Raw genomic sequence first — 20,924 nt, 5'->3', positions numbered from 1 at the left:
GGTTGAGAAGAGGCAGTCCTTGAGCGACACCGCTACCGCACCGTCCGAACATGCGCGTCTTGAAGCCCTTGCGGCTCGCCTCGAACGCGCCCTGAGCCGTGATCAGCGCGAGCTGGGCAAGCGCCTGGCTGGCCTGCGTCGGCGTCTCAAGGAAGGCAAGCCGGTCGATCGTGCCATCAACGATATCGAGAGCCGCCTCGAGGCGAGCATCGCCCAGCGTGCCGCGCGCGAGACGGCGCTGGCGCGCTGGCAGACACCGGCCGCACTCAACTATCCGCCGGAACTGCCGGTGGTGGAACGTCGCGAGGACATCCTCGCCGCGCTCGCCGAGCATCAGATCGTCGTGGTCGCCGGTGAGACCGGCTCGGGCAAGACCACCCAGCTGCCCAAGCTGTGTCTGGAGATGGGGCTGGGGCGCAATGGTCTGATCGGCCACACCCAGCCACGCCGTCTGGCGGCACGCTCGGTGGCGGCGCGTCTGGCCGAGGAGCTCGAGACGACCCTCGGCGAGACGGTCGGCTATCAGGTGCGCTTCAACGACACCACTGGCCCCTCGACGCTGATCAAACTGATGACCGACGGTATCCTGCTGGCGGAAACCCAGCATGATCCGGACCTGAGCCGCTACGAGGCGATCATCATCGATGAGGCCCACGAGCGCAGTCTGAACATCGACTTCCTGCTCGGCTATCTCAAGCGTCTCACCGCGCGCCGTCCGGATCTCAAGATCATCATCACCTCGGCGACCATCGACGTGGAGCGCTTCAGTCAGCACTTCGCGGCTCAGGATGGCACGCCGGCACCCATCGTCTCGGTCAGCGGGCGCAACTTCCCGGTCGAGACCCAATACCTGCCGCTGGTGCGTGATGCCGAGGATGAGGAAGACCTCAGCCTGCAGGAAGGTATCCTGCGCGCGGTGGAAGAGCTGTCGCTGATCGAGCGCGAGAAGGGCTGGATGCAGGGCCCGCGTGACGTGCTGATCTTCCTGCCCGGCGAGCGCGAGATCCGCGCCACCGCGGATACTCTGCGTCGCGCCCAGCTGCGCGATACCGAGGTATTGCCGCTGTACGCGCGACTCTCGAACGAAGAGCAGAATCGCGTCTTCCAGCCGCATCGTGGCCGGCGCATCGTGCTGGCCACCAACGTCGCCGAGACCTCGCTGACCGTGCCGGGCATCCGCTACGTGATCGACCCGGGTCTGGTGCGCATCAGTCGTTACAGCTATCGCTCCAAGATCCAGCGACTGCCGGTGGAACCGATCAGTCAGGCCAGCGCCAATCAGCGCAAGGGCCGCTGCGGGCGTATCGCCGAAGGCCTGTGCATCCGTCTCTACAGCGAGGAGGATTTCCTCGCGCGCCCGGAATACACCGAGCCGGAAATTCAGCGCACCAATCTGGCCTCGGTCATTCTGTCGATGCTGTCGCTCAAGCTGGGCGACATCGAGAAGTTTCCCTTCGTCGATGCGCCGGATTCGCGCTTCGTCACCGATGGTTTCCGCCTGCTGCGCGAACTGGGCGCGGTGGATGAGCACAACCGCCTGAGTCGTGATGGTCGCACCCTGGCACGTCTGCCCATCGACCCGCGTCTGGCGCGCATGGTGCTGGAAGGCGCCTCGCGCGGCTGTCTGCGTGAAGTGCTGATCATCGTCAGTGCACTGTCAATCCAGGACCCGCGCGAGCGTCCCGCCGACAAGCGCCAGCAGGCGGATCAGATCCACCACGAGTGGGACGATGACAGCTCCGATTTCGTCAGCTGGCTGAATCTGTGGGAAGGCTTCGAGCTGGCGCGTGACGCCTTGGGGGCCAACCCGCTGCGTCGCTGGTGCAAGGCGCGCTTCCTCAACTATCTGCGTCTGCGCGAGTGGCATGACACCTTCCGTCAGCTCAAGCAGCTGACGCGGGATCTCGGGCTGGAGATGACCAGCAGCCAGCATGCGCGTGACGCCGAGGCACAGGCCGAGGTCACCGCGCGAGTACTGGCGTCTCCGGGCCAGGGCCGTCGTCCGTCGGTGGCCATTGATCATGAAGCCCTGCATCGTGCGCTGTTGACCGGGCTGCTCTCCAATCTCGGCCTCAAGCAGGAAAATCGCGAGTATCTCGGGGCGCGCAACCGACGCTTCTTCGTGCATCCGGGCTCCGGTGTGGCCAAGAAGTCGCCCAAGTGGGTGATGGCGGCCGAGATGGTCGAGACCACCAGGCTCTACGCGCGACAGGTCGCGGCGATCAAGCCCGAGTGGGTCGAGCCGCTGGCCGAGCATCTGGTCAAGCGCAGCTACAGCGAGCCGCACTGGGAGATGAAGCGTGCCCAGGTGGTCGCCAGTGAGCAGGTCACGCTGTTCGGCCTGCCCATCGTCACCGCGCGCAAGGTGCATTACGGCCCGCTGGCGCCACAGGAATCCCGCGAGCTGTTCATCCGCCGGGCGCTGGTCGAGGGTGAATTCCAGACCCGCGCGCCATTCTTCGCCCACAATCGTGGCCTGATGGAGGAAGTCGGGGAGCTTGAGGATCGTGCGCGCCGGCGTGACATTCTCGTCGATGAGGAGACGCTGTTCGCCTTCTATGCCGAGCGGATTCCGGAAGGCATCTACAACGGGCGCGGCTTCGACAAGTGGCGCAAGGATGCCGAGCGCGACAATCCGAATGTCCTGCATCTGGATCTCGATGACCTGATGGCGCGCGATGCCGAGGAAGTCACCGCCGCACGCTATCCCGAGCAGCTGCATCACAATGGCGTCGCCTATCCGCTGAGCTATCACTTCGCACCCGGCGCGGTGGATGACGGCGTGACCATGACGGTCCCGGCGGCGATGCTCTCCCAGCTGCCGCGCTATCGCATCGAGTGGCTGGTGCCGGGGCTGCTGCGGGACAAGGCCATCGGCCTGATGAAATCGCTGCCCAAGCAGTATCGCAAGCAGGTGGTGCCGATTCCCAACTGGGTCGATGCCGCGCTTGAGGCGTTGACCCCGGACGACGTGCCGCTGACCGACGCGCTGGCCGAGTTCATGCGCGTCAAGACTGGCCTGCGCCTGCCGCCGGATGCCTGGGCGCCGGAGACGCTGGAGCCGCACCTGAACATGAACCTGCGCATCGTCGATCAGGACGGCAAGGTGCTGGGGGAGGGGCGTGATCTTGAAGTGCTCGAGGCGCGTTTCAAGGACTCGGCGGCCGCCGCGGCACGCGCCATGGCCAGTCGCAGCCGCGATGCCGACAGTGAAGTGCTGGAAGACCTGCCGGAGGCGCCGATCGCGACCTCCCACAGCACCACCCAGGCGGGCATCCGCGTCGAGGCCTATCCGGCGCTGGTGGTGAAGCCGTCGGTGCCCGCCGAGGGCGGCATGAGTGCCAAGGAACGCAAGCTGGCACGCAAGACCGGCAGAAACAGTGCACCGTCAAGTCACTCGCCCGCGAATGCTGCCGCCTCAAGCGAGCAGCAGCTGAGCGTGGAGCTGTTCGATCATCCGGCCAAGGCCGCCGCCGCGCATCGTGATGGCATCACGCGTCTGGCGATGGCGCGCCTGCCGGACCAGGTGCGCTATCTGGACCGGGAGTTCAAGGCACTGGAGCGCTGCGCGCTGCTGTTCGCCAAGGTCGGCACGCGTCGCCAGCTGGCGGATGACTTCCTCTACAGCGTCTTCGAGCAGGTGATGGCCGTCGAGCCGCTGCCGCGTTCGCGCGGTGAGTTGCAGGCGCGCCTGGATGACAAGCGGGCCGAGCTGGTGCCCCACGCCGAAGCACTGATCAAGCCGTTGGAGGCCGCGCTCACGCAGCATCTGGAGCTTTCCAAGCGCCTCAAGGGCAAGATCGACTTCTCGATGGCGCTGGTGGTGGCAGACCTCAAGGCCCAGCAGGCCCGCCTGGTGCACCCGGGCTTCCTCCAGGAGGCGGGTGCCTGGCTGCATCAGCTGCCACGCTATGTGGAGGCGATGCTGATCCGCCTCGACAAGGCCCCGCGTGAGCGCATGCGTGATCAACGTGACATGGAGGCGGTCAAGAGCTTCGAGACACGCCTTGATGCCCGCCTGAGCAAGGCCCGCGAGCAGGGCCTGCCCGATGCGGAGCTTGAGGAGTTCGGCTGGTGGCTGCAGGAGCTGCGCGTCTCATTGTTCGCCCAGCAGCTCGGTACGCTGGAGACCGTCTCCCCCAAGCGGCTGGAGAAGCGCTGGCAGGAATTGATGGCGCGGCGCTGAGTCGAGCCGCCATCCGCTTGCGTGACTGCTGCGTGGAGGCGTGATGCTCGCGTATGGCTCAAGCTGCATACAGAGAAAGCTGTTTAAGAGACGGCTGTTATCACGAGACGGATGCCAGGTTCAGGCGTCCGCCTGGCGCGAGACAGCGTACACTGAAGACAAGGGGGTGACGCTGTCTCGCTGCCGGCGCGGACCTGGAGGCTCGGCATCCGCCGCATGGGATGTCAGCCGCGACGTCACCCGATCAATCGGTGGTCTCCGACGAGAGGCCACTGTCAGGAGTGGATGCATGCCCAACAACGACAATCAGCACGCTGCCGACCCTCGCGCCACCACGGCGGAGCGCCAGCTGGACGCCACTGGCAATCACCGCGTGCTGATCACCGGCACCGGCCTCTACACGCCGGAACATGCCGTCAGCAACGAGGCGCTGGTCGCCTCCTTCAATGCCTGGGTGGCGGCGGACAACGCCGCCAATGCCGAGGCCATCGCTCGGGGCGAGCGCGAGCCGCGTACCGAGTCCAGCGCTGAATTCATCGTCAAGGCCTCGGGTATCCACAGCCGCTACGTGCTGGATGCCGAGGGTATTCTCGACCCTGAGCGCATGCGCCCGCGGCTGCCCGCGCGCGACAATGATCAACCCTCTGTGCAGTGCGAGATGGGCGTGGCGGCCGCGCGTGAGGCGCTGGCCGCGGCGGGCGTGAAGGCCGAGGAACTTGATCTGGTCATCGTGGCCTGCTCCAATCTCGAGCGCCCCTATCCGGCCGTGGCGGTGGAGCTGCAGGCGGCGCTAGAGGCCGGTGGCTATGCCTTTGACATGAACGTGGCGTGCAGCTCCGCCACCTTCGGGATCGAGACCGCGGCCAACGCCATCCGCAGTGGCAGCGCGCAGCGGGTGTTGATGGTCAATCCCGAGATCTGCAGTGCGCATCTGAATTTCCGTGATCGCGACAGTCACTTCATCTTCGGCGACGCCTGCACGGCCGTGGTGCTGGAAGCGGCGGATGTCGCCACGCGCACCGATGGCTTCGAGGTGCTCGGTACGCGACTGGTGACCCGTTTCTCCAACGCGATACGCAACAATTTCGGCTTCCTCAATCGCACTGCGGTGCTTGAGGATGATGTGGCATCTGCCACGACGCTGGACAGCGCCACGCACCGTGAACAGGCCGATGACAAGCTGTTCATCCAGGAAGGTCGGCGCGTCTTCCGCGAAGTCTGCCCGATGGTGGCCGAGCTGATCACCACGCATCTGGGCGAGCTCGAGGCCGATGGCGGTGATCTTGATCGCATGTGGCTGCACCAGGCCAATCGCCACATGAACGACATGATCGCTCGTCGCGTGCTGGGGCGTGATCCGTCGAGCGAGGAAGCGCCGATCATTCTCGACCGCTATGCCAATACCAGCTCGGCGGGGTCGGTGATTGCCTTCCATCTGCATCATGCGGATCTGCCCGCTGGCAGCCTGGGCGTGCTTTGCTCCTTCGGGGCCGGCTACAGTGCGGGAAGCGTGCTGCTGAAACGCTGTGGATGATACGCGCTGATGGCGTGCTTGAGCGGATGGCGCACTGGCTCCTGGCGTGAGCGGAACGTATAAAGAAGACCGGACCTGACAGCCATGGATGTGGCAAGGACCGCTGCAGGATTCCAACAGACTTACAGGTGATGCGATGCACATGATCAAGACTTCCCTGCCGGCACTGCTGGCCATGTCTCTGCTGGCCGGTTGTGCCAGTACAGGTGACAGCGAGCCGAATCCCCAGGACCCGTGGGAGGGCTTCAACCGCAACGTCTACACCTTCAATGACACCCTGGATCGCTATGCGCTCAAGCCGGTGGCTCAGGGCTACGATTACGTGACGCCGGAGCTGGTTCAGGATGGCGTGGGCAACTTCTTCTCCAACCTCGGGGAAGTGCGCACCATGTTCAACTCGGTGCTGCAGTGGAAGTGGGCGAATGCCGGGATTTCCACGGGGCGCCTGCTGCTCAATTCCACCGTCGGTATCGGCGGGCTGTTCGATCCGGCCAGCGAGCTTGGCTGGACGGTCGACGAGGAAGATTTCGGTCAGACACTTGCCGTGTGGGGCGCCGGCCAGGGGCCTTACCTCATGTTGCCGCTGTTCGGTCCGAGCACGCTGCGTGACACTGCCGGCATGCCGGTGGATTACTTCAATGATCCGATCAACTACCTCGAGGAAGACAAGGTGCGCTATGGCCTGAAAGCACTGGATCTCGTCGATACCCGTGCCGGTCTGCTCGAGCAGGAGAAGTTGATTCAGGGAGATCGCTACAGCTTCATCCGCGATGCCTATCTGCAGCGTCGCAACTTCGAGATCAACGATGGCAAGCTCGGGGATGATCCCTTCGCCAGCGACAGTTTCGATGATGCGGATCTCGATGGTGCCTTTGCACCGGAAGATGACAGCCAGTAAGGGCTGCCGAGTGTCCTGGCGGCACGTCGAGGCACGCGGATAGCGCGATGGCGAGGCGCCAGGGTCTGGCAGTGGATTGCGGCACGGGACGGGCATGAGAGGTTGGCATGGCGGATGAGCAAGGCAAGCGTCTGTTGATCGGTCTGATCGATCTGGTCGGTTCGCGGCGTGATGCGCTGGCGACGCTGTTGACGGATGAGCGTTGTGCAGTGGCGGCCTGTGACAGCATTGCAACGCTGCCCAGTGGGGTCGCGGTGGTGGTGGCGCATGTCGAGGCCGTGGCCAGTCAGGAGTGGGCGCGTCTCGCCGAGTGCCTGCCCACGGTGGTCGTGGCCGAGAGTCGCGGCGATGAATGCCTGTTGCCCGCGGTGGAGGCGGGGCTGGTGGATTATCTGATCGCCCCGCGTGAGCATGGCTCGGTGTTGCGCAGTCTGCTCAAGCGGGCGGCGGAGCATCACCAGCTCGCGCATGAACACGCCAAGGCCCGCGCGCGCCTCGAGGAGCTCAATGAGCATCTCGAGACGCATCTGGCGATGCTGCGTCAGGACCAGCTGGCCGGTGGGCAGATCCAGCAACGCTTGTTGCCGGAAAGTGGGCAGAGAATCAATGGCATCCGCTATGACTACTGCCTGTCGCCCTCGTTGTATCTGTCGGGAGATTTTCTCGAGTATCAGGCGATCGATGAGCGTTTCAGTCTGTTCTATTTCGCCGATGTCTCCGGGCATGGGGCGTCTTCGGCCTTCGTGACGGTGCTGCTCAAGCTATTGTTCGCGCGTGCGATTCGCCACTGGGAGGAACATACGCCGGAAACCTTCGGTCCTGAATGGCTGGCGTTGCTCAACCGTGAGCTGCTGGACAGTGGCATCGGCAAGCACGCGACCGTGCTGTGCGGCGTGATTGACCGTGAAGCGGCCACGCTGCATTACACCCTGGGGGCCCAGCTGCCGATGCCGGTCCTGGTGTCCCCGGAGGGTGGGATTCAGGTACTGGAAGGCAGCGGGCGCCCGGTAGGCCTCTTCCCAGGCACCCGCTATCCGGCGTATCGTGTGGCGCTTCCCGCGCGTTTCCGCCTGTGGCTGGCCAGTGATGGTGTGCTGGAGTGCCTGCCGGGCGAGGCGCTGGAGGAACGAACTCAAGCACTGCATCAACGGATACTGAGCAGTGAGGATGTGCAGGGATTGCGCCGCGGTCTGGCACTGGATGGTGAGCTGCCGGATGACCTTACCCTGATGACGCTGACAGGATTCCATGATGGATGAAGGACGTATCCAGGCCGTGTTCGATGACGGCCTGTTCGTGCTCAAGCTGTCGGGTGACGTACGCCTGACACTGTGTGCCACGCTGGACCAGCAGGTTCAACGCGTGGCAGCGGTCGATGGTCTGGAAAGCGTGATCATCGATCTGCGCGAAGCCACCAACATTGACTCCACTGCACTGGGCTTTCTGGCCAAGCTGGCACTGGCCGTGCGGGATCGTCTGATCCTGCCGGCCCAGGTGGTAGCGGCTCACCCTGATGTGATGACCATGCTCAAGGTCATGGGGTTCGATGAGGTGGCCAGTGTCGTGGATGCCAGTCAGCTGGCGGAGGCGGAGCAGGCCGAGCTGGACAGCTCGGGCTGTGATGACGCCACGGCGGAGGTGCCGGTCGAGGGTGGGGCAGAGGCCTCGGCGAGTCAGGAGCAGGCACTGCGCGGCCGTATTCTCGAGGCGCATCGTCTGTTGATGTGTCTCAATGGCCACAATCGCCTGCAGTTCCAGCCCTTGATCGAACTTCTGGAAAGCGAGGAGCAGCGCCAGCCGCATTGACGATGCGGGGTGTCGCCTGAACGCAAGAGCGCCTGCCGTGATTCACGGCAGGCGCTCTTCGTTGCTGCGCCAGAAACACGCCCTTGCTCGACAAGGGCGTGTTCTCGACGTCATGCTCAGTGGCTGCGCAGTTCGGCCAGCAGTGACTCGAGCTTGCGCTGATCCGCCATGAACTTGCGGATGCCTTCGCCCAGCTTCTCGGTGGCCATGGCATCTTCGTTCATGTCCCAGCGGAAGTTGGACTCGGTCAGTACTTCCGGCACGTTGCGCTCGGCATCGGCGGCCTGCAGACGACGCGCCAGCGGGCCCGTGCTTTCGGCCAGCTCACCCAGCAGCGCCGGAGAGATGGTCAGGCGGTCGCAACCGGCCAGGGCTTCGATTTCCCCGGTGTTGCGGAAGCTGGCGCCCATCACGATGGTCTTGTAGCCGTGACCCTTGTAGTGCTCGTAGATGGCCTTGACGGACTTCACGCCCGGGTCGTTGTCGCCGCTGAAATCGGCATCCGGCTGGTTGGCCTTGTGCCAGTCGAGGATACGGCCGACGAAGGGCGAGATCAGCGTCACGCCGGCATCGGCGCAGGCCTGGGCCTGGGCGAAGCTGAACAGCAGCGTCAGGTTGGTACGGATGCCTTCACGCTCGAGCTTCTCGGCGGCACGAATGCCTTCCCAGGTGGAGGCGGTCTTGATCAGGATGCGCTCCTGACCGACGCCATTGGCGGCGTAGCGCTCGATGATGCGATGCGCGCGACGGATGGTCTCGTCGGCATCGAAGGACAGGCGGGCGCTGACTTCGGTGGAGACATAGCCCGGTACCAGACCGGCGATCTCGGTGCCGATATCCACGGCCACGGCGTCCACGGCATCGTCGATGTCGGTGGCCTTGCGCGCGACCTCGGTCAGGCGCTCGCGACGCGACGGGTCCTGGGCGGCCTGCAGGATCAGCGACGGGTTGGTGGTAGCATCTGTGGGCGCGAAGCGACGAATCGCCTCGAGGTCACCGGTGTCGGCGACAACGGTGGTCATGTCCTTGAGTTGGGAGAGCTTGTCCTGTGCCATGCAAGAGTTTCCTGTACTGAGCGCGGGTCGTCCGATGACGACCTTCATGAAAAGGGAAGACGTGAAGGTCTGGGCTACGAAGCGGGAACGACATGGCCAGAGCCTCGACGATGATACTCCATCGGCCGTACCGCGGGGATGTCGTCGCTGTCGGTGTGAACATGATCACATGGATGTGACAACTTCTTCACGTTCGTTACCTCAACTGTATCAATTGTATGGCGGCGCGCCCACTGTCGCGGTCTACCGGCAGACGTGTCCGCTCATGCCTGCGACAGGCTGGCACCGAGGTGTCGGGGACCCAAGGAAGGTGAGGGAGCCGGTGAGCGGGCCGATGCCGGCACCTGGGTCCATGACGTGCCGCATCGTGAAGGATTCTTCAGCAGGCGCATGATCGCGCCGTTATCGTGAAACTCTCGGGAGGGGATGTGGACAAGCGTCAAACCCGTCAGCTGGCCTTGCTGGTCGCTGCCAACACCGCACTGGCCCCCTTGGCCATCGATGCCTATCTGCCGGCATTGCCGGCCATGGCGGAAGCGCTCGACACCAGCGTCCATCATACGGAGCTGTCGCTGTCGATCTTCCTGCTCGGTTTCTCGCTGGGGCAATTGATCTTCGGGCCGCTGTCGGACCGCATCGGCCGCAAGCCGGTGTTGCTCTCCGGGATCTTCGTCTTCCTGCTGGCGAGTCTGGCGATCACCCAGGTCGACAGTCTCGAAGGCCTCTATGCGTTGCGATTCGTGCAGGCGCTGGGCGGCGGGGCCTCGGTGGTGAATTCCTCGGCGATCGTGCGTGACTGCTTCAGCGGTCGCGAGGCGGCCAAGGTGCTCTCGACCGTCGCGGTGATCATGATGCTGGCACCGCTGATCGCCCCGGCGATCGGCAGTCTGCTGCTGGGCTTGGCGGGCTGGTGGCTGATCTTCGCCTTCCTGGCCGCCTATGCCGCCTTCCTGCTGGTCGTGCTGCCTTTCCGGCTGCCGGAGACACGCCGCCATCGCGAAGCGGATGAGCCTCCGGCCAGCATCGCGCAGGTCGCTCGCGATTACGTCAGCGTAATGCGCCATGGCCCGGCGATGGGCTATGCCATTACCCAGGCGATGGGCTTCGGTGGCATGTTCGCCTTCATCACCGCCTCCCCGTATGTCTACATGGAGCACTTCGGTGTCACCGCCTCCTGGTACCCGGCGCTGTTCGGGGCCAACATCCTGTTCATGTTCACCGCCAATCGCCTCAACGTGCGCCTGCTGTCACGCATGTCGCCACCACGGCTGCTGCGCATCGGGATCGGTATCCAGCTGCTCGCGGCCTGTCTGCTGGTGCTGGCATTGGCGCTGGGGCTGGATCATCTGGCGCTGATGGCACCCTTGTTGATGCTCTTCGTCGGGGCCAACGGCATGGTCGCTCCCAATGCGATTTCTTCCGCGCTCGAGTACTTCCCCCGTATCAGCGCCACCGCCAACGCCCTGATCGGCAGCCTGCAATTCGCCAGTGGCGCCTTGATCGGCATGCTGATCGCAGGGCTGGCGCTGGACAGCCTGTGGCCGATGATCCTCGGCATGCTGGGCACGGCGCTGGTCAGCAATATCCTGCTGCGCGTGCTGGCGGGGCGTCGCGCCCTGGCGCGTCATGCCGCCCCCTCGGACTGAGGGTCATTGATCACACGGCGACTCGCGATGACTGTCACACGGTTGTCATGAATGCTTGGCAAAGTGCTCCTCGTAGACAAGAAGCCAACCTCAAGGCTCATTCTTTTCGCAAGGAGTTTCAGGCATGAAGGCGTTCCTCAAGTCAGGTCTCGCAGTCGCTGTTCTCGCCGCATCCGTCGGTGCAGCAGAAGCCCGTGAACAGCTGCGCATCGTCGGCTCTTCCACGGTCTATCCGTTCTCCAGCTATGTGGCGGAAGAGCTGGGTGCCACCAGCGACTTCCCGACGCCGGTCATCGAGTCCACCGGTTCCGGTGGCGGCATGAAGCTGTTCTGTGAAGGGGTCGGGGACAGCACGCCGGACATCACCAACGCTTCCCGCCGCATGAAGACGTCCGAGTTCGAGCGCTGTGAAGAGAATGGCGTGACCGACATCACCGAAGCGATGATCGGCTTCGATGGCATCGCCTTCGCTCAGGCGGTCGGTGATGGCGACATCAACCTGACGCGTGAGCAGATCACCTTGGCGGTCGCCGCTCAGGTGCCGGTCGATGGCAAGCTGGTCGACAACCCCTACACCAAGTGGTCCGAGATCGATTCCTCTCTGCCGGATCGCAAGATCACCGTCTATGGTCCGCCTTCCACGTCCGGTACGCGTGATGCCTTCGAAGAGCTGGTGATGGAAGTCTCCACCGAAGAGATGGAAGGCTACGGCGGTGAGGGTTACACCAACATCCGTCAGGACGGCCACTACATCGCGGCGGGTGAGAACGACAACCTGATCATCCAGAAACTGGTCGAGAACACCGATGCCTTCGGTATCTTCGGCTACTCCTTTTTGGAAGAGAACGCCGACAAGGTCGTCGGTGCCTCCATCGATGGCGTCCTGCCGGAAGCCGATGCCATCTCCTCCGGTGAGTACCCGGTGTCCCGCTCGCTGTTCTACTACGTGAAGAACCAGCACAAGGATGACGTGCCGGCGCAGCAGGCCTACAACGACCTGTTCATGAGCGAGAAGATGATCGGTGAGCTGGGCTACCTGAAGGGCATCGGCCTGATTCCCTTGCCCAAGGATGAGCGTGAAGCCCTGCGTGAGCAGGTGAAGAACCGCACCAAGCTGACCCTGGCTGACCTCAAGAAGTAACTGACGCAGCTGACCCACGACGCGGCCGGTTGCCATTGGCAGCCGGCCCGTTTGCATGACGGTCCGCAGGGATATCGGACAGGCAAGTTGCCTTCACTTTGCGGATAACGCGACTCCGGGACTCGAAAGATGCAGACTCAGCAGATCTTTCTCTTCTTCATTGGCATCGTGGCGCTGTCTGGCCTGATTGCCTTCTTCGTCGGCCGAGGCAAGGCGCAGAAGGTGCGTGCCAGCGGGGCAGAGATGTACGCCCAGCCGGATCAATACGGTTGGTTCACCGCCATCTCCTGTGCCGGCCCGGCACTGCTGGTCGGACTGGCCGCCGTACTGGCGATCGCCACGGCCGGGGTATCCATCGAGGGCGCCGAGCTGCTGGCTGCCAGCCTCGTCGTCGCAGGTGTCGGCATGCTCATCGGTCTGGCGTTGGTGAAGCCTGATTTTCACGCGCGCAATGCGATCGAGACATTGATTCGTTATGTGCTGATCGGGGCGGCGATGATCTCCATCGTCACGACGTTCGGCATTCTGGCTTCCATCATCTTCGAAGCCATCCGCTTCTTCCAGATGGAAAGCTTCTGGACCTTCATCACCGGCACCACCTGGGACCCGGGCAACAGCTTCCAGCTGGCAGCCGGCCGTGGCGAGGGCGTCGAGAGCACCGCCAACTTCGGGGCGGTTCCGCTGTTCGCCGGTACCTTCATGATCACCCTGATCGCCATGCTGGTGGCCATTCCCATCGGCCTGCTGGCAGCGGTCTACATGTCGGAATTCGCCCCGGAGCGCGTGCGTACCGTGGCCAAGCCGGTGCTGGAAGTGCTCGCCGGTATCCCGACCGTCGTCTATGGCTTCTTCGCCGCCATCACCGTGGCACCGCTGATCGTCGACATCTTCTCGCCGCTGGGTATCGAGGCGTCCTACAACAATGCTCTGGCGCCGGGACTGGTCATGGGCATCATGATCATTCCCTTCATCTCCTCACTGTCGGATGACGTCATCACCTCCGTGCCGGACACCATGCGTCAGGGGTCTCTGGCGCTGGGCATGACCCAGGGCGAGACCATCCGCAATGTCATCCTGCCGGCCGCGCTGCCGGGCATCATCTCGGCGTCACTGCTGGCCATGTCGCGTGCGCTGGGCGAGACGATGATCGTGGTGATGGCGGCGGGCATGCGTCCGAATCTGACCGCCAATCCGCTGGAAGACATGACCACCGTGACGGTGCGTATCGTTGCCGCGCTGACGGGAGACCAGGAATTCGCGAGTGCCGAGACATTGTCCGCCTTCGCGCTGGGTCTGGTGCTGTTCGTCGTCACCTTGCTGCTGAACATGGTCTCGGTGGTTCTCATCCGCCGCTTCCGTGAGAAGTACAGCGCCAACAATCTGTGAGGCCGAGACAAGACATGAGCCATTCCTTCGACGATATCTCGGCCCAGCTCAAGGGCCGTCATCGCCGCACTCAGCGCCTGAAGTACATGTCCATGGCGGCGCTGGCCCTGGCGGCAACCTTCCTGGTGGTGTTCATCGGCGACATGCTGATGCGCGGCTATCCGGCCTTCCAGCAGGCGGAGCTCAAGGTACCGGTCACCTACAGCGAGCAGTCACGCGAGATTCCGCTCGCGGCGGTGGAAGAAAATGTGCGTGAGCTCGTCAGCCGCGGCTGGCTGCGTCAGCTGCCACGCGAGATGAAGGCCAACCCGGAGCTGCTGGGCCAGACCCTCGAGACCTGGGTGATCGCGGACGACCGGGTGGATCAGTACCTCAAGGGCCACAAGGCGCATCTTAAGCCCAAGCAGATCGCCGTACTGGATCGCATGGTCGAGAACGGCACGGCCGAGCTCAAGTTCAACATCAACTTCTTCACCACCGGTGATTCCAAGATGCCGGAATATGCCGGTATCTGGTCGGCGGCGATGGGCACGATCCTGACGTTGCTGGTCACTCTGGCCTTCGCCTTCCCGGTCGGCGTGCTGACCGCGGTCTACCTGGAGGAGTTCGCGCCGGACAACCGCCTCACCCAGGCGATCGAGATCAACATCAACAATCTGGCGGCGGTGCCGTCGATCCTGTTCGGTCTGCTGGGCCTGGCGATCTTCATCAACTTCTTCGGCATGCCGCGCTCGTCCCCGCTGGTCGGTGGTCTGACGCTGGGGCTGATGACGCTGCCGGTGATCATCATCACCACCCGCTCCGCGTTGCGCAGCGTGCCGGACACCATTCGTCAGGCAGCCTTCGGCGTTGGCTGCTCGCGCTGGCAGGTCGTGCGGGATCACGTTCTGCCGCTGTCATTGCCGGGTATCCTGACGGGTTCCATCATCGGTCTGGCGCAGGCGATGGGGGAAACCGCTCCCTTGATCATCGTCGGCATGGTGGCCTTCATTCCGGATGCACCGACCTCCATCACCCAGGCGGCCACCGTGCTGCCGGCCCAGATCTTCACCTGGGCAGGTGAGCCGGAACAGGCCTACGTCGAGCGGACTGCGGCGGGCATCCTGGTGCTGCTGTCAGTGCTGATCTTCCTCAACGCCGCAGCCGTCATGCTGCGCAAGAAATTCGAGCGTCGCTGGTAGGTCGGTGGATCACGTCCCGCCGAGGCGGGACGCACGACATGACCAGACCCACGACTGAACAAGGAATACGAGACATGAACAGCACCGTCGCCACCCCCGCCAAGCCTGTCGCCATGGCACGCCCCGGCACACCGATCGTGACCAACGAAGAGGCCAATCATGAGCTGGCCATCCGTGTGGAAGACCTCAACCTGTGGTACGGCGAGAAGCAGGCGCTGAAGAACATCAACATCGACATCTTCCAGAAGAATGTCACCGCATTGATCGGGCCGTCCGGGTGCGGCAAGTCGACCTTCCTGCGCTGCCTGAATCGCATGAATGACCTGATCCGCAGCGTGCGCATCGAGGGTCTGGTCGAGATGGATGGGCGTGACGTCAATGCCCGCAACATGGATGAAGTGGCACTGCGTCGCCGTGTCGGCATGGTGTTCCAGAAGCCGAACCCGTTCCCCAAGTCCATCTATGACAACATCGCCTATGCGCCGACCATGCACGACCTGGTCAGCCGTCGTGCCGACAAGGACGATCTGGTCGAGAGCGCGCTGCGTGATGCCGGCCTGTGGGAAGAGGTGAAGGACATTCTGGATCAGCCGGGCACCTCGCTGTCCGGTGGTCAGCAGCAGCGCCTGTGCATCGCGCGTGCGATCGCGGTCAAGCCGGACGTCATCCTGATGGATGAGCCGACCTCGGCGCTGGACCCGATTTCCACCGCGACCATCGAAGACCTGATGGACAAGCTGAAGACCCAGTTCTCCATCGTGACCGTGACCCACAACATGCAGCAGGCGGCGCGTGTCGCCGATTACACCGCCTTCTTCCACATGGGCGAGCTGATCGAGTACAACGACACCAAGACGATGTTCTCCAATCCGCACACCAAGAAGGCCGAGGACTACATCACCGGTCGCTATGGCTGAGGACTGGCGCCGTCTCGGCGCGAATGATTCCCGAAGATGACAGAAGGCCCGGATCATGGATCCGGGCCTTCTGTCGTGTCTGGCGCTTGTCATGTCAGACGTGCTGGAACGCGAGGTTGGCTCAGCCCCCGTTCCCGGCTCAGCCTTCCAGTTCGACGGCGATCGCGGTGGCCTCACCGCCGCCGATGCACAGTGCCGCGATGCCGCGCTTCTTGCCGCGCCGTTCCAGCGCATTGATCAGGGTGACGATGATGCGTGATCCGGTGGAGCCCACCGGGTGACCCTGGGCGCAGGCACCCCCGAAGACATTGACCTTGTCGTGCGGGATGTCGTGGGCATCCATCGCCAGCAGTGTCACCACGGCGAAGGCCTCGTTGATCTCGAACAGATCGACATCCTCGGTGGTCCACTCCAGTCGCTGCATCAGCGAATCGATGGCCCCGATGGGGGCCAGCGTGAATTCGCTGGGGTGCTGGGAGTGGGTGCTGTGACCGACGATACGGGCCTTGACGGCCAGGCCACGACGCTCGGCCTCATCACGTCGGGTCAGCACCAGGGCCGAGGCACCGTCAGAGATGGAGCTGGCATTGGCGGCAGTGATGGTGCCGTCCTTGGCAAATACCGGACGCAGCGTGGGAATCTTGTCGAGGTTGGCCTGGAAGGGTTGTTCATCCTGCTCGACGAGACTCTCGCCCTTGCGGCTCTTGACCGTCACCGGCGCGATTTCCGGGGCGATGTCGCCGGCCTCGGTGGCGGCCATGGCGCGCTTGAGTGATTCGATGGCGAAGTCATCCATGCGCTGACGATCGTAGCCACGCGCATCGGCCACTTCCTGGGCGAACACGCCCATCAGCTTGCCGGTCTCGGCGTCTTCCAGGCCATCGAAGAACATGTGGTCCTTCAGTTCTCCATGTCCGAGGCGATAGCCGCCGCGTGCCTGGGTGAGCAGGTGCGGGGCATTGGACATCGATTCCATGCCACCCGCCAGCATGATGCGGTTGGTGCCGGCACGGATCAGGTCGTGCGCGAGCATGGTGGCTTTCATGCCGGAACCGCACAGCTTGTTGATAGTGGTCGCGCCGATGTTGTCCGGGACTCCGGCCTGGCGCATGGCCTGACGTGCCGGGCCTTGCTTGACGCCTGCCGGCAGTACGCATCCGAAGATGCCCTCATCGATATCGGCAGGTGTCAGGCCTGAGCGTTCGATGGCGGCCTTGATGGCCACGGCGGCGAGCTGCGGTGCGCTGAGGCTGGAAAGCGAGCCCTGCAACCCGCCCATCGGCGTGCGCGCCCCGGACAGGATCACGATGTCGTCAGCGGCGGTGGTGGGGCTTGGCGTGGTGCGGGAAGCGGTCGTCATGACGGTCTCCAGTGTCTTGTTATTGGAAGATCACCTGTGGCGTTCGGCGTTGTGATCATTGCGTGGCTGTGCTTTGATCCATTCAATCCCATAAACCAAGCAAGCGCTAGTTATACGATGAATGTAGCCACCGCCTCACCCCGTCGCAAGGAGCTGGTACGCATCGCCGCCCGTCTGTTCGTGGAGGAGGGCTTCGATCGCACCACCGTTCGCATGTTGGCCCAGGAAATGGGCATCAAGTCCGGCAGCCTGTTCCATCACTTCGCTGACAAGCAGGAAATCCTGTGCGCGGTGATCGAGGAGGGCATGTTCAGCGCACTGGCCATCGCGCGTGAGCATCTCGCGCGGCTGGAAGCCGGCTCAGCCCCCGCATCACGGCATCAGCAGGCGCGAGAGCGCTTGCTGGCATTGGCGCGGGCGCATCTGGAAACCCTGCTGACGGACCGCAATGCGCATGTCGTGGCGCTCTACGAATGGCGTCGCCTCGAGCAAGCCTCGCGGGAGCATCTCGTGCATCTGCGTGACGAGTATGAAGCCCTGTGGCGCGACGCCATCGAGGCGGCCGTCGCCGCGGGACTGCTCAAGGGAGACGCTCTGCTTCTGCGCCAGTTCATGCTGGGGGCGCTCAACTGGAGCGTACGCTGGTACCGTCCCGAGGGTGAGCGTTCCCCGGATGAGCTGGCCGAGGCGCTGGTCGACAGCCTGTGTCGTCTTCCCTGAGCGAGCGTCCGTTACACGGCGTCTGCAACTTTCGGCCAGTCGAGCGCCACAATGCTTGCCGCACGACAGGCTTGTCGCTAACTTGACGTTTACGTTAACTGTAGATGACTGACGCCCAGCCATCTCGATCCGCCCCGGAGCGCCACTCAGGAGCCAGTCACGCCATGACGCCAAGCGATACAACAACAAACCGCACGTCACGCGCCGCCTCTGCTGCATATGTCGCTACATATGTCGCTACATCTGACGAACCTGCGAATTCATCCGCCATGCAACCGGCTGCCAGCCAGACGCTGAGCGAGTATCTGGAGCATTTCGACATCGATGCGTTGCGCGATGAACTCCTGACGTCCTCCGGGCAAGGGCACATGGGCAATGCCTTTGACGCCTGCATCGGTCGGCACCTGCGCGCCGGGCAGGGCGAGCGCATCGCTCTGGTCCACGAGGATGAGCATGGCAAGGTACGCACGCTCAGCTACGCCGAACTGGATCTCGAGAGTGCTCGCATGGCCACGGCGCTGGCTGCGCAGGGCGTCGGACCCGGCGAGCGCGTGGCCTGCATGCTGTCGCGTACGCCTGAGCTTCTGATCGCGCTGGCCGCCACCTGGCGGCTGGGCGCCATCTATCAGCCGCTGTTCACGGCCTTCGGAACGGATGCGCTCGCCTACCGTCTGTCGCGCGCCGAGACCAGTGTCGTGATCACCGAGTCCGGTCAGCGTGCCAAGTTCAGGGCGCTTGCGAGCCATCCACCGATCATCTGCGTGCGCGGGGAGGGGGAGGCACTGGATGAGGGGGATCTGGACTGGCAGGCCCTGATGCAAAGCGAGCCCCTGGCGCAACCGCCCGTACAATTGCCGAGTGATGCGCCCTTCCTGCAGATGTTCACCTCCGGCACGGTCGGCAAGCCCAAGGGGGTGGCGGTGGCACTGAATGCGCTGCCGGCCTTCTGGCTCTATCAGCGGCTGGCAGTGGATCTGCGACCCGGCGAGCGCTTCTGGAACATGGCCGACCCCGGTTGGGCCTACGGGCTTTACTACGGGATCACGGCACCTCTGTTGCTGGGTGCCACCACCTACTTCATGCAAGCTCCCTTCAGCGCGCAGGGCGGGCTGGACTTCCTGCAGCGCCACGCCATCGACAACTTCGCGGCGGCGCCCACGGCCTATCGGATGCTCAAGGCCTCCGGGCTCGGGGAGGGGGCCTTCGAGCGCCTGACGCTGCGCGTGGCGAGCTCGGCCGGCGAGCCGCTCAATACCGAGGTGGTGGGCTGGGTCGCCCGTGAGCTTGGCTGCACGGTGATGGATCACTACGGTCAGACCGAAGTCGGCATGGTCTGCTGCAATCATCATGCTCTGGCGCATGAGGTGGTCATCGGCAGCGTCGGTTTCCCCTTGCCCGGCTATCGCCTGGCCGTGCTGGACGCCGAATATCGGGAGCTTGCGCCCGGTGAACCGGGCGTGCTGGCGGTGGATATCGCCAATTCCCCCGCCTATTTCTTCTCCGGCTATACCTGGCAGGAGAAACAGCCCTGTGTCGAAGGCTATTACCTGACCGGGGATGTAGTCGTCGCGGAGCCTGATGGTCGCTTCACCTTCGCCGGCCGTGACGACGACATCATCACCACCTCGGGTTATCGGGTTGGCCCGGCGGATGTCGAGAACGCCATCCTTGCCCATCCCGCCGTCGCGGAATCCGCGGCGGTCGGCAAGCCGGATGACCTGCGCGGCGAGATCATCAAGGCCTACGTGGTGCTGCGCGACGGACATGTCGGGGATGAAACCCTCGCCGAGGCAATACGCAGCGAAGTGCGCCAGCGGCTATCAGGCCACAGCTATCCCCGCGAGATCAGCTTCGTGGACAGCCTGCCCAAGACACCCTCGGGCAAGATCCAGCGATTCCTGCTGCGCGCCGAAGCTCGCGAGGAGTGAGACCCGCGGCTGCCGCTTCGCCCCTTGCGGGCTGCCGCAGGATGATCGTCATTGAACGACCCGGCAGCGGATGCGCCGGGTGCCATCTGGAGAGTCATGCATGAAGATTGCCGAGCACTGCTTCCTGATCACGGGTGCCGCCTCCGGCCTGGGGGCTGCCACAGCGGACCGTCTGGTGGCCGCCGGTGGACGCGTCGTACTGGCTGACATCTCCGAGGCCGCACGCGAGCATGCCGCGGCACTCGGTGCGTCGGCACGCTTCTGTCATTGCGATATCACCGATTCCGAGAGCGTGAGCGCGGCGCTGGATGTCGCCGAGCAGAGCTTCGGAGCCCTTCATGGCGTGATCCACTGCGCGGGCGTGGTGAGCGTCGCCAAGCTGGTGGATCGCGAGGGGGAACCGGCGCCGCTGGAAGGGTTCGAGAAGACCCTGGCCATCAATCTGAGCGGTACCTTCAACGTGGCGCGTCTCGCGGCGGCCCGCATGGCGCGCAATGTGGCCGAGGGGGAAGACGGAGAGCGCGGCATCATTCTCAACACCGCTTCGGTCGCGGCCTTCGATGGCCAGATAGGGCAATGTGCCTACAGTGCTTCCAAGGCCGGGGTGGCAGGCATGACCCTGCCGATGGCACGCGAACTGGCGCGTCACGGCATTCGCGTGATGGCGATTGCCCCTGGCGTGTTCGAGACACCGATGATGGCAGGCATTCCGGAGCCTGCTCGCGAGGCGCTGTGCGAGGCCGTTCCGTTTCCCAAGCGCCTGGGGCGGCCCGATGAATTCGCTCGCCTGGCCGAACACATCATCACCAACGGCATGCTCAATGGGGAAGTGATCCGTCTCGACGGCAGCATCCGCATGGCCTGAGCCTGCCGTCTCGCGATCACGCACGACGACCTGAAAGCAAGGAATCTCTGGGGGAGATATTGCTCGACCACATGAGTGGTCGGGCTTTTTTGTGTCCGCGTGCCACCAATGTCTCACGGCCACGATCAAACGATCGCTTGACTGACGATCGGGGTGGCGCTAATTTCAAACGAATGTTTGATAGTGGTCGGGTCGATCCCGCGAAAGGATCCGGCTGCCACGCCCCCATTCATGTGCATAGCCACCATTTCCCGCTTTCAGATGCTCGGAAGTGGCTGTGTCAGGTCATCGCCGCCGCGTC

At 63.8% G+C, this 20,924-nt stretch carries 15 protein-coding genes; 13 read left to right on the top strand and 2 right to left on the bottom strand.

What is annotated here, in order from left to right; all coding sequences use genetic code 11:
* Positions 1-19 precede the first annotated feature (19 nt).
* The 5 genes from hrpA (at position 20) to QD228_RS16835 (ending at position 8,424) form a co-directional block, all read left to right on the top strand.
* Positions 20-4,186: an ATP-dependent RNA helicase HrpA gene (hrpA, locus tag QD228_RS16855; RefSeq protein WP_279876115.1), complete on the top strand. Its 4,167-nt coding sequence runs from the start codon at positions 20-22 to the stop codon at positions 4,184-4,186.
* Positions 4,187-4,475: 289 nt separating this feature from the next.
* Positions 4,476-5,720, top strand: coding sequence for a beta-ketoacyl-ACP synthase III (locus QD228_RS16850; RefSeq protein ID WP_279876114.1), 1,245 nt, complete (start codon positions 4,476-4,478; stop codon positions 5,718-5,720).
* A gap of 142 nt (positions 5,721-5,862) precedes the next feature.
* Complete coding sequence (locus tag QD228_RS16845) at positions 5,863-6,618, top strand: VacJ family lipoprotein (RefSeq protein ID WP_240499592.1); 756 nt, start codon at positions 5,863-5,865, stop codon at positions 6,616-6,618.
* Between the two features lie 107 nt (positions 6,619-6,725).
* On the top strand, positions 6,726-7,877 hold the full coding sequence (locus QD228_RS16840; protein WP_279876113.1) for a PP2C family protein-serine/threonine phosphatase: 1,152 nt from the start codon (positions 6,726-6,728) through the stop codon (positions 7,875-7,877).
* Positions 7,870-8,424: an STAS domain-containing protein gene (locus QD228_RS16835; protein WP_084209290.1), complete on the top strand. Its 555-nt coding sequence runs from the start codon at positions 7,870-7,872 to the stop codon at positions 8,422-8,424. The genes QD228_RS16840 and QD228_RS16835 overlap by 8 nt, the downstream gene beginning before the upstream one ends.
* A 116-nt stretch (positions 8,425-8,540) precedes the next feature.
* Here QD228_RS16835 and tal read toward each other — a convergent pair whose 3' ends face one another.
* Positions 8,541-9,479 carry a transaldolase gene (gene tal, locus QD228_RS16830; RefSeq protein WP_077379279.1) on the bottom strand — a complete coding sequence of 313 codons (939 nt, stop codon included), beginning with the start codon at positions 9,477-9,479 and terminating at the stop codon, positions 8,541-8,543.
* Positions 9,480-9,907: 428 nt separating this feature from the next.
* On the opposite strand from tal, the gene QD228_RS16825 reads away from it, so the two are divergent.
* The 5 genes from QD228_RS16825 (at position 9,908) to pstB (ending at position 15,750) form a co-directional block, all read left to right on the top strand.
* The gene (locus QD228_RS16825) at positions 9,908-11,125 is read left to right on the top strand and encodes a Bcr/CflA family multidrug efflux MFS transporter (protein WP_077379283.1); all 1,218 of its coding nucleotides are present in this window, start codon (positions 9,908-9,910) and stop codon (positions 11,123-11,125) included.
* A gap of 124 nt (positions 11,126-11,249) precedes the next feature.
* Complete coding sequence (locus QD228_RS16820) at positions 11,250-12,266, top strand: substrate-binding domain-containing protein (protein WP_077379285.1); 1,017 nt, start codon at positions 11,250-11,252, stop codon at positions 12,264-12,266.
* Positions 12,267-12,395: 129 nt separating this feature from the next.
* Positions 12,396-13,652: a phosphate ABC transporter permease subunit PstC gene (gene pstC / locus QD228_RS16815; RefSeq protein ID WP_077379287.1), complete on the top strand. Its 1,257-nt coding sequence runs from the start codon at positions 12,396-12,398 to the stop codon at positions 13,650-13,652.
* 14 nt (positions 13,653-13,666) lie between these two features.
* Positions 13,667-14,833, top strand: coding sequence for a phosphate ABC transporter permease PstA (gene pstA / locus QD228_RS16810; protein WP_279876112.1), 1,167 nt, complete (start codon positions 13,667-13,669; stop codon positions 14,831-14,833).
* A 113-nt stretch (positions 14,834-14,946) separates the two neighbouring features.
* On the top strand, positions 14,947-15,750 hold the full coding sequence (pstB, locus tag QD228_RS16805) for a phosphate ABC transporter ATP-binding protein PstB (protein ID WP_077379425.1): 804 nt from the start codon (positions 14,947-14,949) through the stop codon (positions 15,748-15,750).
* A 139-nt stretch (positions 15,751-15,889) separates the two neighbouring features.
* Here pstB and QD228_RS16800 read toward each other — a convergent pair whose 3' ends face one another.
* A complete protein-coding gene (locus QD228_RS16800; protein ID WP_279876111.1) occupies positions 15,890-17,110 on the bottom strand; it encodes an acetyl-CoA C-acyltransferase in 1,221 nt (406 codons plus the stop codon).
* A gap of 117 nt (positions 17,111-17,227) precedes the next feature.
* Between QD228_RS16800 and QD228_RS16795 the strand changes: the two genes are divergently transcribed.
* The 3 genes from QD228_RS16795 to QD228_RS16785 all read left to right on the top strand — a co-directional run bounded on the left by QD228_RS16795 (position 17,228) and on the right by QD228_RS16785 (position 20,623).
* Positions 17,228-17,830: a TetR/AcrR family transcriptional regulator gene (locus QD228_RS16795; protein ID WP_054555392.1), complete on the top strand. Its 603-nt coding sequence runs from the start codon at positions 17,228-17,230 to the stop codon at positions 17,828-17,830.
* Positions 17,831-18,099: 269 nt separating this feature from the next.
* Positions 18,100-19,758: an AMP-binding protein gene (locus tag QD228_RS16790; protein ID WP_279876110.1), complete on the top strand. Its 1,659-nt coding sequence runs from the start codon at positions 18,100-18,102 to the stop codon at positions 19,756-19,758.
* Between the two features lie 100 nt (positions 19,759-19,858).
* Complete coding sequence (locus QD228_RS16785) at positions 19,859-20,623, top strand: SDR family NAD(P)-dependent oxidoreductase (RefSeq protein ID WP_077379298.1); 765 nt, start codon at positions 19,859-19,861, stop codon at positions 20,621-20,623.
* Positions 20,624-20,924: the final 301 nt, after the last annotated feature.

This window comes from Cobetia sp. 3AK, from assembly GCF_029846335.1.
Lineage (GTDB): Bacteria > Pseudomonadota > Gammaproteobacteria > Pseudomonadales > Halomonadaceae > Cobetia > Cobetia marina.
This window is presented reverse-complemented; position numbering and strand designations above follow the sequence as displayed.